The sequence below is a fragment of the Martelella sp. NC20 genome (assembly GCF_013459645.1).
Lineage (GTDB): Bacteria > Pseudomonadota > Alphaproteobacteria > Rhizobiales > Rhizobiaceae > Martelella.
On record NZ_CP054861.1, the window covers coordinates 5,280,307 to 5,293,165 of the forward strand.

Consider the following 12,859-nt stretch of genomic DNA (forward strand, 5'->3'; position numbering starts at 1 on the left):
TGCGGTCGCCAATCACTCAGCTGCCACCAAGTGGTGGACGTGGCACTGGCGCTCAAACTCCATCAGCAGCGCACTTAGGCCCGCAGCATCCGAGGCGCCTCCGAACAGATAAAAGTCCGGACGAACAAGCATAGCTTGCAAATTTCGCTCATCCATGAAGCGGCCAAACTGCCCTTGGGTGTCGCCAATCTGGTTATCTGTGGCGGTGCGGCGGTCGGCGACATTGACGATCTGAATTTCGCGTCTGGCGCAAATGGCGGCATCAACCTCGGAAGGCTTAAAATCGCCATTCAGAACCAAAGTGAATCCCACCGGCACGAAGCTATCATACCTTTCAGTTTTGCCCTGGTGCCGCACCGCGCCATGGGGGCTGAGTTCACCTGCCGGGGCAACAACGACTCCCGATTTGTCACGTTGCAGCATCCCATCAGTCAGAATGGGGAAAGGTGCCGGACGGGGGGCATTGCCACCAAGAAACATTTCGTCTCTTTTTGCGGCTTCAGCCTTGTCCGGCATGCAGATGATCGACCCGAGGAACATCGAGATCTTGATAATATCGGTGACGTGTGGAGCCCGCTCCGGGGTGTAGGTTTCCAGCAGCGACGCATCAGCCTTGCCTGACATGACAAGATCCAGTTTCCAGGCCAGGTTCCACGCATCGCGCAGCCCAGCACACATGCCCTGCCCCATGAATGGCGGCATGACGTGAGCCGCGTCACCAGCCAGAAATATGCGCCCTTTTTGGAAAGTGTCAGCCACAAGGCTGCGGAAGGTATAAACAGTGTGGCGCACCAATTCGCCCTGATCCGGCTTTATCCAATCGCCAAGCAGCTCCCATACCTTTTCTTCCTTGTTCATCTCCTCGCGCGTTTCATGAGGCAAACGCATGAACTCCCAGCGCCGACAGACCCGCCCATCAGCTTCGATACCGCCTGGAACGATAGTAGTTGGCCGCTCCGGATTGGCATATTGTCCGGCTTCGGGAATACCCAAGTCACGGGCGGTCAGACCATTGTTCAAAGCAAAGTCAATCACCAGCCAATCCGCTTCAAATCCTAGATCCGAACGGCCAATACCGAGGTTCTCGCGGACAAAACTGTTAGCACCGTCAATGCCAAGTACGTACCGGGCAGTCACCTCACGAATTTCACCTGTCTTGGCATCTTTGATGGTGACAACCGCATAGTCATCGGTTTGCCGAACTCCGACACATTCGGCGTTGAAAGTAAGGTCAACACCCGGTGCATTCTTGACCTGAGTGTCCATCGCGCGTTCGAAAGTCGGCTGATGAATAAACGTCACTTCAGCGCCGCCGGACACCGATCCGGCCGACCAGTCAATCGCCAGAAGCTCTTTCCAGTCGGCGTTGAACCAACGGTAGACCGGCGCATCTGTACACACCGACTTTGCAACGTCACCCAAGCCAGCGGCGTGTAAAACTCGGTAGAGCTCGTGATCAATACACACCGCGCGCGGCAAAGGGTACACATCCGCAAATCGTTCAAAAATGCCCACACTCCAACCCAGTCGATTCAAGAACAAGGCGGACGCCTTGCTGACCGGGCCATAGCCGATCTGAACAACATCATAATCCACGTTCTTGCTTGATACCGACATCCGCGGACCTCCTCATTTCGTCCCAAAACCGTCGGAACTAAATTGCACAGAAATGCCGCAGTAGCAATATTAATATATTATATTGCATATCGTGTATTCTTGCGTTAGCCATGAAGGACGGCATACGGGAGGGTTCGGGTTGGCGGACTTTGCATTGGAGGCTACCGGTTTATGCAAAGCCTACGGCGCTTTGCAGGTGACTCGCGATGTTTCAATACATCTGGAACCGGGAAAAGCGCTCGGAATAATCGGGCCGAATGGCGCGGGAAAAACCACGCTGTTCAATCTGCTCACCGGCACCACGCGCGCTGATTCAGGCGCGATCAGTCTATTTGGAGACGACATTACCAATGCGCAAGCGCGCAAGCGTTGTCGTATGGGTATCGCCCGCAGCTTTCAGGTGCCCCAGCCTTTCGGTGGCTTGAGCGTGTTTGAGAATGTTTTGGTCGCGGCAGCTTTCGGTCAGGGCCTGTCCGAAACTGAGGCCCGTGCTCCAGCCGAAGAAGCCCTGCGCCGATGCAGACTGTGGCCGAAGGCGCTCACCAAGGCTGGTCAAATTGGACTATTGGATCGTAAGCGACTGGAACTTGCGCGCTCGATCGCCACCGCTCCCAAGCTGATATTGCTGGATGAAATTGCTGGTGGCCTTACAGATGCGGAATGCGTCAGCCTTATTGATCTGATCCTCTCGATAAAGGAATCCGGCGTAACCATTATATGGATCGAACACGTCCTGCACGCACTCCTGAAAATCGTAGACCGCGTCATGGTGCTGGATTTTGGCGAAAAAATTGCCGAGGGCGCACCCGAGGAGATCATGCAGGACCCTCAGGTCAGGGCGGTTTATCTAGGACTATCTGATGAGGCCGCACATGGTTGAGCCGCTTCTTTCAGTCGACCGACTTTCCTCAGGATATGGCGATTTTCAGGCACTATTCGATGTGTCTTTTGACCTCGCTCAAGGCGAGGTACTTGGCCTTGTCGGCGCTAACGGCGCGGGAAAAACTACACTTTTTCACGCTATTCTCGGTTTATTGCCCCGCAAGGACAGCATGGTGCGCTTTCAAGGACGCTCCATTGGCTCCACACCTCCGGACGCACTGGCGGCCATGGGGATCGTTTTGGTTCCTGAGGGACGCCGCCTGTTTCGCTCGCTCTCAGTGGAAGAAAACCTGAAAATTGCTGCAGACTACGGTCGCAGAGGGTCGTGGGATATCTCCAAGGTGTATGAGCTATTTCCGATTTTAGCCGAAAAGCGGCATCACCCTGGACAGTCATTGTCTGGCGGTCAGCAACAAATGGTGGCTATTGGGCGCGCTCTTGTGGCTAACCCGGCTTTAATCCTTTTTGACGAAATCAGTCTCGGTTTGGCGCCCATAGTTGTGAACGATGTCTATGCAGCAATGCCCAAAATCCTCGGATCTGGAATCGGCGCAGTGATCGTCGAGCAAGATATCGAGCGAGCGCGAAGCGTTTCAAACGCGCTGGTCTGCCTGCGCGAGGGGAGAGTTGCCTTGCAGGGGCCCGCGAACGCATTGACAAAACAAGCGCTTGTCACCGCTTACTTCGGAGACTGACATGAGTTTAATCGACACCATTTTGCAAGGCGTGCTGCTGGGTGGACTCTATACGCTGTTTGCCGTTGGTCTCTCATTGATTTTTGGCGTAATGAAGCTGGTGAACATCGCGCATGGCGATTTCATCGTCCTCGCCGCCTATATCGCACAAATGGCGATTAGCGCCACGGGAATGCACCCATTGGTGTCTCTTATCATTGTGGTACCGGTGATGGCTGGTATCGGCTACGCACTGCAACGCCACATCCTGACGCGGATTATGGGCGAAGATCTCCTGCCGCCACTTTTAGTTACCTTTGGGCTCGCCGTCATTCTCCAGAACGGCCTGCTCACGGCATTTTCCTCGAATGCACAACGTCTGCCTGCGGGAACGCTGGAAACGACCAGCCTCGCTATCGGTGACATCAATCTCGGCATTTTACCATTGCTGACATTGGCAGTCGCAATTGCCCTTATATTCGGATTGGAGTGGCTGTTCTCCAGCACAAAGATTGGCCGCGCTTTCCGTGCCACCTCTGACGATCCGCAAATCGCTATGGTGATCGGGGTCAAAACCTCAAGAATATTCGCACTCGCGATGGCCCTGTGCTTTGCCACCATTGCGATCGCCGGGGTGCTGCTGGCGATCCGGTCAAATTTTGATCCTTTTTCTGGTCCCGCCCGCCTGATCTTCGGCTTTGAAGCGGTGATCATCGGCGGTCTGGGCAGCTTTTGGGGAACCTTGGCTGGCGGAGTGATTTTGGGAATAGCTCAGGCCCTGGGCGGGCAAATTTCACCTCAGTTTCAGGTGCTCGCCGGACACTTGGTCTTCTTCACCGTCCTCGCACTGCGCCCGCGCGGTCTTTTCGCCAAGGGATCCTGAACGATGCGCTTGTCGCCTGTCACTATATTCTTTGCAATTGCCACAGCCGCATTGATTGCTGCCCCACTCTGGACAGATGCTGGTGGGCTACGTCTGCTGGGTGAGATTCTCTGCTTCATGTCATTGGCAGTGCTTTGGAACCTGCTGGCAGGCTATGCGGGACTGGTTTCCGTCGGCCAACAGGCCTTTGTCGGCATTGGCGCCTATGTGCTGTTTTCCGCCAGCATATTCCTCGGGATTTCACCGATTTTAGCGATCCCGCTGGCAGTTGCCGCCTCTGGCATCGTCGCTCTGATCTTCGCGCCGCTGTTGTTCCGATTGGAAGGTGCCTATTTTTCGATTGGCACCTGGGTCGCTGCTGAAACCGTCCTCTTGATTTTTAGCATGATCCGTCCACTGGGCGGCGGTGCCGGCATGTCTTTGCCAGTTGCCGTCGTAAAAGGTATCGCGGCCAGCAAAACTTGGCGTGAGTTTACGATTTACTGGCTGGTCCTCGCGCTCGGGCTCGCGACACTGTTAGGCACTTACGCGCTGCTGCGTTCCAAAGCCGGCCTGGCTTTGATGGCAATGCGAGACAACAGCTTGGCAGCAGCCTCATTGGGCATCGATATCTGGCGTGCGAAACTCATGACCTATGTCGCGGTTGCTGCAATGACTGGCGGCATCGGTTCGGTAATCTTCCTGCAGAAGCTGCGCATTTCTCCCAGTGCGGCTTTCAACCTCAACGATTGGACAGTCTTCGTAATTTTCGCCGTGGTAATCGGCGGCATCGGGCGACTGGAAGGCGCAATTATTGGCACACTGGTTTACTTTCTGCTGCGCGAACTCCTTGCGGATTACGGATCTGTTTATCTGATTGTTCTGGGATCGGTCGCCATTTTGACAATGCTTCTTTCGCGAAATGGTATCTGGGGAATATTGGAGCGCGCCAAGATCGCCCCGCTGTTTGCAACTACGCGAAAGCCTGCCGCTGCAAGCGCCAGAGAGCTTACATGAGACCGCCCTTTCTTTTCTGTGCTTATCTACGAGTGGAGGACTTGTCGGCGACGTTCCGCTTTAGAAGCGGTTCCTGAGACTCTCCATCACAGTCTCAGTGCCGGAGAAAACCTTGTAGAGATAACTCCGCGAGATACCGCAGGCCCTCGCAATCCTGTCCGGCGTGAGACCGGCATCGGCGTAATGGCTGTCAAGAAACGCGAGTATCCGTGCGCGGACTGCCTGCAAGGCGAGGTTATCCTGGAAACAGGAAACGACAGCTTCCGCTTCAAAGCCAGCTCGGCCACCGCGGCACAGAAGAGAGGAGAAAAAGCCAACCCCTTGACCAAACCCTGATCAGAAAACCATACCAACGGTCATTGAAAATGACCGTTGGTATTCCGTTTTCGAATTCCCAAGTCACCAGGACAATTGGGAAACTCGCAATTCCTGCAAGGCGAGGATGCGTCAGCATCATCTTCGCGCCTTGGTATAACTGGCTCTCCAACCGCGTTTTCAAGTCCTACGACGATATCGTCAACCACTGCTGCCACGCTTGGCGAACTCTGCAGCAGCTGCCATGGAAGATCATGTCAATTGGCCGACGCCAATAGGCGCAAGGGTTCTGATCATTGACGGCTGGTATAAACACCTAGAACAGCTTCATCAGACGCAATTGCCCCGTCGTGCCTTTGAAGCCACCGTTAACATTCACATCCATGGACAGCATGGCTTCTATCTGCACAGTCGGGGTGATGAAAGTATTGGCGAAAAGCCTGAGAGAATCCTGTCGCGTCATCTGCTGCGTATAGGTTCCGTTCGCATAGCTTTTTCCGCCGAATTTTCCGGAATAACCAAACGAGACCGATGCCTTTGCCGATGGCTGATAGCGCAGATAGGCCTGCAATTGGGCACTCGGATCGCGACTGTAGTCAACGCCGTCTTCGTCGTGGTCAAAGGCAAAGGCCGTATCGAAAGCACCATCGAAATAGAGCCCGCCGCCAAGCGCCTGAATCAGCCCGATCTGAGGGGTAATGACGGTTGTGCCACCGCCAAGGCCAATGCGCGACGGATCGTAGTCGCCCGTCGGCAGCGTCAAAAAGCCGGTCAGGGCAAGCGTGGTACCGACTGCCGGATTGTCCGGTTTGACCAACCAGGCCGTGGCACCGACGGTGAAATCGGCGATACCGTTGGTCACCGGAGCATCCATGCCGCCGATATGCGCATCGGAAAATGTGCCATAGGGCAGATAGGCCTGAAGACCATATCGAAGCGTGCCGGCTTCACCGTAGTAGAGAAAACGGGAAACACCGGTGATGTTGTCAAAGCCCGAATCCGGCACCTTGCCCGCCCCGTCAAGCTCGAAACTGTCCATGTTTGTGTACTGAAAATACTCAAGCGCGACCTTGGTATTTGCTGGCAAAAGTGTGTAATCGCCCGGCGAAATGTCAATCGCGTGGGCCGAGGCTGTCATGGCGAAAACGCCAAGTGTCGAGAATATTCCGCGGTAAAAACGCTTCATTTGGCAAACCCTCCCTCATTCCGGCAACGCCATCCGCGCCGGATCCATGTGCGATGCGGCGCCTGGCCGCTCGAAATGCTGATATTCAAACCTTGCAGCACATCGCGCAGCCCGTCTTCAGGGCGCGGCGTACTGCTGAACTGCCGGGCTTTCCCGCCTTATTCTTCAGGTGGAAAGCCCGGATGAAGCTGAACGTCAGACAGCGGTAAAGCCGCCATCCACAGTCATCGCCGCGCCATTGACGAAGCTTGCCGCGTCGGAACCGAGAAAGCTCACCAGTTCCGCGACTTCTGCGGGCGTGCCGTAGCGGTGCATCGGCACCATCTGGGTCATGACCTGGCGCACGGCGCCATCCGGCATTCCGCGCCCCATGCCCTTCTCCACATCGTCCATCATCCGCGAGGCGATCGGCCCCGGGTTCACGGCGTTGGAGCGCACCCCGGCCGCACCGCATTCGGCGGCGACCGAGCGCATCAGTCCCAAAACCGCATGTTTCGTTGCGGTATAGCCGCTGATCAAAGGCGTTCCAATCAACCCGCCCACCGAAGAACTGACGATGATCGAGCCCTTTCCGGCCTTCAGCATCTGCGGCACGACATGCTTGTAGCCAAGGAACACGCCGATCAGATTGATTTCGACAATCTTGCGGAAATCCTCTGTCGGATATTCGCCGATGGGATGGAAGTCGCCCTCGATCCCGGCATTGTTGAAGAAGATATCGATCTGGCCACAGGCCGCGATCGCCTTGTCGACATAGGCTTTCACCGCAGCCTCGTCGGTCACGTCCGCAACCACGGTGACGCAGCCGTCAATATCCTTCGCCAGTGCCTCAAGGGCTGCCGGATCGCGATCCACCGCAACGATCCGTGCACCGCGCCCGGCCATCAGCCGCGCCGTCGTGCCGCCGATGACGCCGCCGGCACCGGTGATCAGCGCCACCTTGCCTGTCAGTCTCGTTCTGTCTTCCATCCTGTTTTCCTCCCTGGTTGTCAGACGTTCATGTCCGCACCGAAGCCCTCACGCGACAGCGTGTTTGCGTTCGACAATGGCGACGGTGCAGGATTTGGTATCGGCGTCCTTGTCGCCGCCCATGCAGTGCGCCAACCCCAGACGGCCGGGCCGATGCCCGCCGCACTTTTCCAGGTAGCGCGTGATTTCTATGATCTGGGCGATGCCTGTCGCCCCCACGGGATGCCCCCGCGACATCAGCCCGCCGGAGGGGTTGACCGGCACGCAAGCCGTATCCCCGGCAAGCAGCCGCTCGGCGTAGCGTCCGCCCTCCCCGACGGGACAAAGCCCCAGCCCCTCGTAATGCAGGATCTCCGCAATCGAAAAGGCGTCGTGGCATTCAACAACGTCGAGATCGCCGGCTGACACGCCCGCGCGCTCGTATGCCATTTGCGCGCTACGGCCATCGGTACGCCATTCGGCGAGGTCGTCGATCTGGTCATAGGTGCCGCTGGTCAGCACCGATGCGCGCACATGGGTGCGGGCGCCAATCTGGCGGGCGAGCCTGTCATTGACCAGAACCATGGCGGCCGCGCCGTCGGCAATCGGCGAGCATTGCAGCCGGGTCAGCGGATCGACCACCATCGGCGCTGACAGGACGTCGCGCACGGAAATCGGATCGCGCATCATTGCATTCGGATTTGTGGCTGCCGACCGGCGGTTTTTGACCGAGACCGCCGCCAGTTGCTCGGCCGTGGTGCCGAAGCGCTGCATGTGGCGGCTGGCGCGCAAGGCAAAGCCCGCGGGCGTAACCCGGCCCAGCAACGTATCGGGTAGCGTGCGCCCGGAATCAATCAGCCCGAGCGCCGGGTGAAACATCTTTTCCGCGCCGACGACAAGCGCCGCCTCCACCTCCCCGGCCCGGATCGCCATCACCGCGATATGAAATGCACTCGACCCGGAGGTACAGGCATTCTCGACATTGAGCACCGCGCAGCCCGCCAGACCGACATGGGCAAAGGCGTCCTGCCCAATCGTGAGACTGCCTGAAAGCCGCGCTGCAAGCGCATTGGCGAAGACGGCGAGGCCAATCTTCGCCGGGGGAATTCTGGCATCAAGCAGCGCATCACGCGCGGCGATAGCCGCCAGGATGTCGAGCCCGGTCTCCTCGTGCCGCCCGAAAGTCGTCAGGCCGCAGCCCGCAATCCATGGCGTTGTCATGGTCATTCCTTTCTATGCGCCGTTTTCCCGCTGGCCATTTCAGGCGGCAACGAAGACGGGGCGCAGGCAGGGCGCGCCGTCATTGTTCACGCCCAGCGGTTTGAGGATCAGCCTCACGGGGCTTCCCGGTGCGATATCATCAGCGGTTTCAGGATCGAACAGGCCGAAAATCCGCAGCGGCGCGGCGTCAAAATCAACAAAGCCGATCATGTAGCCCTGCGGCAGTCCGTAAGGCGCGCGCACCCGCACACGCGTGATGCAGTTCACCTTGCCATCGCTTGGCAGCAATTGCTCATCCGGCTCGGAAAGGTCCCCGCAAAAACGGCGCGGCGGGAAAACGATACCGCCCTCTCCGGTGCAACGCCCGGCACGCAGCCACACCCGCCCGGCTGCGTCCACATGGTATTGACGGTGAAGCTCGGACGGCAAAGACGGTGTTGCAGTGCTCATGCCCGCACCGCCTTGTCCCGAGCGGTGCTGCTGTTCTCCGCGTCCCAGGTATCAGGCGTCACGCCCTCGGTGCGAAGCCTGTGCTTTTCCACCCGCGCCGTCGGGGTTTTGGGTAAGGCATCAACCACGCGGACATAGCGCGGCAGCATGAAATCGGCCATCCTGTCCTTGCAAAAGGCCCGCACCGCTTCGCCCGTCAGCACAGCACCGTCGCGCGCAACGACGCAGACCATCACGTCGTCCTCGCCCAGTTCGGACGGCACCGGGATCACCGCGCTCTCTGCGACGTCTTCCATGGCGTTGACGACGCGCTCCACCTCGAAAGAGGAGATATTTTCGCCACGGCGACGCAACGCATCCTTGTCGCGGTCGACAAAGAACCAGAAGCCATCGGCATCGCGCTGCAACAGATCGCCTGTGTGGAACCAGAGATCGCGAAATGCCTCCACGGTCTTCTCCGGCATCTCGACATATTCGATCATCATCGCGTTTGCCGTTTTGGGGCGGACCAGAAGCTCGCCCGGCGTATCCGACGCTTCAATGGCACAGCCGTCACGGTCGACCAGCATGAGATCGTAATGCGGCGTCTGACGGCCACATGAACCGGGCCTCTTTCGCTCGGGATCGCTTGTGATCGGCACGCCGATCTCGCTCATTCCGTAACCCTCGATCAGCGTCACGCCGAAGCGGGCTTCAAAAGCCTCGAAAAGACCCTTGCCCGCGCCTGCTCCCATCATCACCCGCAAGGGATGGTCGCGGTCGGCCGGGGTTTCCGGTGCTTTCATCAGCACCGACAGGATCGTGCCGATATAGTTGAATGCGGTGCAGCGATGGGTACGGACATCATCCCAGAAGCGGCTGGCCGAAAAGCGCTCGCAAAGCACGGCGCGCGCACCGGCCATCAACGCCGGAAGGGTGCTCAGGATCTGGGCATTGCCGTGGAACAGGGGCAGAGCGTTATAGAGGCAATCAGCCTCGTTGTAGCCGGTCGCCTCGCAGATCTGACGGGCAGCAGCCAGCGCGTAGCCCTGCGGCATCAACGCACCTTTGGAAAGCCCGGTCGTGCCGGAGGTGAACATGATCGCATAGGGATCGCGCGGCGAAACGCAAACCTCGGGCGGCGCATCCCGTGTGGCCATCAGCGCATCCAGTGCTATCGCCCCTTCGGGCAGGATGCCGCCGCGAACCACGACCTGCGGCGAACGGTCAAGCGTGGGCGCCACCTCGTCCAGGGCGGCAAGGTGCTGCGCCTCGATCACGACCATCTTCGCCCCGGAAAGGCGCAGCATATGGGCAAGCACCGCACCGCGATGGCCGGTATTGAGGGGAACCTCCACCGCGCCCAGCCGGGAGAGGCCGAACCACAGCGCCAGATACTCGACGCAATTGTCGAGCATCAGCGCCACGCGATCACCTTTGCCGATCCCTTGCGCGGCAAGGCCAGCCGCCGCGCTACGGCTCATGGCATTGAGATCGTCAAAGCTGAAGACCTGGCCGTTGAAGGTCAGGAACGGTCTTGTCCCGTAGCGGGCGGCCTGCGCGTCCAGCAGGCCGTGAAGCGTTGTCGCCGTCATCCGGTTGTCCTCCCCGCTCATGCTGTCTGCGCGGATGCGCCGTCCCAGGGGCCGTAATAGCGCAGCACATCGGCAGGCGGCGCTTGTTTCGACCACTCCGCCAGAAAGGCATGATAGGGTTTGGCGCGTTCAAGCCGTTTTCTGACGACCTCGGCCCGGCGTGTTTTCGTCGCCTCTGCGTCGGCAAGACCGGTATGCTCGTCTATTTCCACCGCATAGATGTCGCGCGCGGCCTCTTTCGAACACCGCCGGATGGCCACATCACGCGCTACCGATGCCGGTTCACGCTGCAGCGGATCGCCATAACCCGCCCCGCCCGAAACCGGCGCGTAATACGTGTCTCCGCCCTGGTAAAGTGCGGGCGGATGGGCGACGCTCAGATAGGCGCGGTCGCCCTCTTCCACTGATCCGCCAGGCGCGTAAAGCTCTTCCAACCTTGCTGGAAGGACTGTCCCGCCATCAGCCATCAACGTGTCGAGGTTGGAGCCTCGTACGGTCTGAATGAATGCGGGTGGCGCTGCGCGCCCACCGAACACGCCCAGCGTCGAGGGGAAATGCGAGCCGAACCCCATGCTGCCGAGCGCGACCATCGGCACGCCGTGCACCTTGAGCCCGTATCCGACGCCGCAACCGCCGCGGAACTTGCCGTGGCCATAGGAATTGTTGAAGAAATTCCGGAATGTGTAGAGGAATGGCCGTTCTGATTCCGTGGTCTCCACATCGCCGCAATCGCTCATCGTGGCAAAGAATGCGCCCGCGACGTCAACACCGTCCTTTCCGGGCCGCCCGCCCGCGCCGGTCGCGTTGATCTCCGGCGTGATATCCGCCATAGGCTCGCCCCACTGGTTGAAGCCGGCAAACACGGTCACAGCAAAACCTGTGTACCACGCGGCAACCGCACGGCTCGGATCGGTGGCGTAGGTCATCTTCGCGCCGGCCATGAACATGCCCTGGCTGAAGGCCACCATGGTCGCGGGCGCATAGGATACCGGCACATCACCCTTGGGATTGATGAAGCTGTCGTCGGGAAATTCCCAGTCCACCGCTTCCAGAAGACCGTTATTGGCCGGAAGTTCGGGAAACAGCCAGCCACAGGCATAGACCATGGCCATGCCCAAAAGCCCCTGAAAATAGGCGTTGACCGGCCTGTCGGGCAGCATCGGAGAGGAACCGTTGAGGATCAGCTTGATCCGCTCACCCTTCTTCTCGATTGTCAGGTTGATCTTCAGGAGCGCCGCTTCCGGCCCGGTCGTGTCCATGAAACGCGGCTGGCGGTAGATCCCGTCATTCAACGTGGCGATCTTCTGCCGTGCCGCCTCGCCGGTCTGCTTGAGAATGCGGCGGAGGCCACCGACCAGAAAATCCGTTCCGATTTCCTCGAGATATTCGTGCACCCGGCGCTCGGCAATACGCGCTGCGGCGAGCCGCGCCTTGATATCGAGCACCATGGTGCGCGGATCGCGGGTCATGGTGGCCAGCATTCCGAGCAGGTCTTCCTTGAGCTCGTAATTCTCGCCGACCTTGATCGGCGGGCACATCAGGCCCTCGTCGTAACGCGACTTCGCGCCATTGACCATGCCGCCGGGTTCCGAGCCGCCGCATTCGCCGGTATGTACCGCCGCACCGATGAAGCAGACAAGCCTGTCCTCGACGAAAACCGGAATGCACAACCCCATATCGGCATTGTGGACACCGCCATAATAGGGATCGTTGTAAAAAAAGGCATCGCCCGCCTTCAGCCCCACGGTCGGCTCTGCCGCCAGATGCTTGATCAGATATTTCACCGGCAGTTGGCTCAGCACCGCATGGTGATAGATGCCGGTGGCACAGACGGCCAGATCACCCTGCGCCGTATAGATGCCGAAGGCCACATCGCCCCACCGCATCGCCGTGGATGCGCCGAGCTTCATGGTGGTTTCCTTACCCTCCAGCGCGATCATGTGCATCTTGTGGGTGAAGATCTCGTAGTCGAGTTCGTCGAGCCCCTGCATGGCCCGCGTCTCCCAATCGGTCGGCGCTTCGGGCCGCAGTCGCTGCACAACCTCGGGGTCGCGCGCGTATCTGATTGTATTGAATGCGTTCATGATATCCTCCCGGTCGCGACTGCACCCTT

Annotated in this window: 12 protein-coding genes and 1 pseudogene; 6 read left to right on the forward strand and 7 right to left on the reverse strand. The window is 58.9% G+C overall.

What is annotated here, in order from left to right; genetic code table 11:
• Positions 1 to 12 precede the first annotated feature (12 nt).
• On the reverse strand, positions 13 to 1,617 hold the full coding sequence (locus HQ843_RS25175; RefSeq protein WP_180900631.1) for a bifunctional 3-(3-hydroxy-phenyl)propionate/3-hydroxycinnamic acid hydroxylase: 1,605 nt from the start codon (positions 1,615 to 1,617) through the stop codon (positions 13 to 15).
• A 139-nt stretch (positions 1,618 to 1,756) separates the two neighbouring features.
• Here HQ843_RS25175 and HQ843_RS25180 point away from each other — a divergent pair, with 139 nt between their 5' ends.
• The 6 genes and pseudogenes from HQ843_RS25180 to HQ843_RS30130 all read left to right on the forward strand — a co-directional run.
• A complete protein-coding gene (locus HQ843_RS25180) occupies positions 1,757 to 2,497 on the forward strand; it encodes an ABC transporter ATP-binding protein (RefSeq protein WP_180900630.1) in 741 nt (246 codons plus the stop codon).
• The gene (locus HQ843_RS25185; RefSeq protein WP_180900629.1) at positions 2,490 to 3,194 is read left to right on the forward strand and encodes an ABC transporter ATP-binding protein; all 705 of its coding nucleotides are present in this window, start codon (positions 2,490 to 2,492) and stop codon (positions 3,192 to 3,194) included. The genes HQ843_RS25180 and HQ843_RS25185 overlap by 8 nt, the downstream gene beginning before the upstream one ends.
• 1 nt (position 3,195) lies before the next feature.
• A complete protein-coding gene (locus HQ843_RS25190) occupies positions 3,196 to 4,056 on the forward strand; it encodes a branched-chain amino acid ABC transporter permease (RefSeq protein ID WP_180900628.1) in 861 nt (286 codons plus the stop codon).
• 3 nt (positions 4,057 to 4,059) lie between these two features.
• Entirely contained in the window at positions 4,060 to 5,052 is a 993-nt protein-coding gene (locus HQ843_RS25195) for a branched-chain amino acid ABC transporter permease (protein ID WP_180900627.1), read from the forward strand.
• A 183-nt stretch (positions 5,053 to 5,235) separates the two neighbouring features.
• Positions 5,236 to 5,388: a hypothetical protein gene (locus HQ843_RS29600; RefSeq protein ID WP_180902339.1), complete on the forward strand. Its 153-nt coding sequence runs from the start codon at positions 5,236 to 5,238 to the stop codon at positions 5,386 to 5,388.
• 140 nt (positions 5,389 to 5,528) lie between these two features.
• Positions 5,529 to 5,645 (forward strand): annotated as a pseudogene (locus HQ843_RS30130) (IS630 family transposase); the annotation flags it as partial.
• Positions 5,646 to 5,683: 38 nt separating this feature from the next.
• On the opposite strand, the gene HQ843_RS25210 reads toward HQ843_RS30130, so the two are convergent.
• From HQ843_RS25210 to HQ843_RS25235, 6 genes are all read right to left on the reverse strand, one after another.
• On the reverse strand, positions 5,684 to 6,553 hold the full coding sequence (locus HQ843_RS25210) for a transporter (RefSeq protein ID WP_180903346.1): 870 nt from the start codon (positions 6,551 to 6,553) through the stop codon (positions 5,684 to 5,686).
• Between the two features lie 195 nt (positions 6,554 to 6,748).
• A complete protein-coding gene (locus HQ843_RS25215) occupies positions 6,749 to 7,522 on the reverse strand; it encodes an SDR family NAD(P)-dependent oxidoreductase (protein ID WP_180900624.1) in 774 nt (257 codons plus the stop codon).
• Between the two features lie 48 nt (positions 7,523 to 7,570).
• Complete coding sequence (locus HQ843_RS25220; RefSeq protein ID WP_180900623.1) at positions 7,571 to 8,722, reverse strand: thiolase family protein; 1,152 nt, start codon at positions 8,720 to 8,722, stop codon at positions 7,571 to 7,573.
• A gap of 39 nt (positions 8,723 to 8,761) precedes the next feature.
• Positions 8,762 to 9,172, reverse strand: coding sequence for a Zn-ribbon domain-containing OB-fold protein (locus tag HQ843_RS25225; protein WP_180900622.1), 411 nt, complete (start codon positions 9,170 to 9,172; stop codon positions 8,762 to 8,764).
• Positions 9,169 to 10,746, reverse strand: coding sequence for an AMP-binding protein (locus HQ843_RS25230; protein ID WP_180900621.1), 1,578 nt, complete (start codon positions 10,744 to 10,746; stop codon positions 9,169 to 9,171). Before HQ843_RS25230 ends, HQ843_RS25225 begins: the two co-directional genes overlap by 4 nt.
• Positions 10,747 to 10,763: 17 nt before the next feature.
• Positions 10,764 to 12,830 carry a hydantoinase B/oxoprolinase family protein gene (locus tag HQ843_RS25235; RefSeq protein WP_180900620.1) on the reverse strand — a complete coding sequence of 689 codons (2,067 nt, stop codon included), beginning with the start codon at positions 12,828 to 12,830 and terminating at the stop codon, positions 10,764 to 10,766.
• Positions 12,831 to 12,859: the final 29 nt, after the last annotated feature.

Coding starts and splice junctions, on each gene's coding strand:
- HQ843_RS29600 (WP_180902339.1), top strand. CDS start 5,236: ATGGCTGTCAAGAAACGCGAGTATCCGTGCGCGGACTGCCTGCAAGGC.
- HQ843_RS25210 (WP_180903346.1), bottom strand. CDS start 6,553: ATGAAGCGTTTTTACCGCGGAATATTCTCGACACTTGGCGTTTTCGCC.
- HQ843_RS25195 (WP_180900627.1), top strand. CDS start 4,060: ATGCGCTTGTCGCCTGTCACTATATTCTTTGCAATTGCCACAGCCGCA.
- HQ843_RS25225 (WP_180900622.1), bottom strand. CDS start 9,172: ATGAGCACTGCAACACCGTCTTTGCCGTCCGAGCTTCACCGTCAATAC.
- HQ843_RS25190 (WP_180900628.1), top strand. CDS start 3,196: ATGAGTTTAATCGACACCATTTTGCAAGGCGTGCTGCTGGGTGGACTC.
- HQ843_RS25230 (WP_180900621.1), bottom strand. CDS start 10,746: ATGACGGCGACAACGCTTCACGGCCTGCTGGACGCGCAGGCCGCCCGC.
- HQ843_RS25215 (WP_180900624.1), bottom strand. CDS start 7,522: ATGGAAGACAGAACGAGACTGACAGGCAAGGTGGCGCTGATCACCGGT.
- HQ843_RS25185 (WP_180900629.1), top strand. CDS start 2,490: ATGGTTGAGCCGCTTCTTTCAGTCGACCGACTTTCCTCAGGATATGGC.
- HQ843_RS25175 (WP_180900631.1), bottom strand. CDS start 1,617: ATGTCGGTATCAAGCAAGAACGTGGATTATGATGTTGTTCAGATCGGC.
- HQ843_RS25235 (WP_180900620.1), bottom strand. CDS start 12,830: ATGAACGCATTCAATACAATCAGATACGCGCGCGACCCCGAGGTTGTG.
- HQ843_RS25220 (WP_180900623.1), bottom strand. CDS start 8,722: ATGACAACGCCATGGATTGCGGGCTGCGGCCTGACGACTTTCGGGCGG.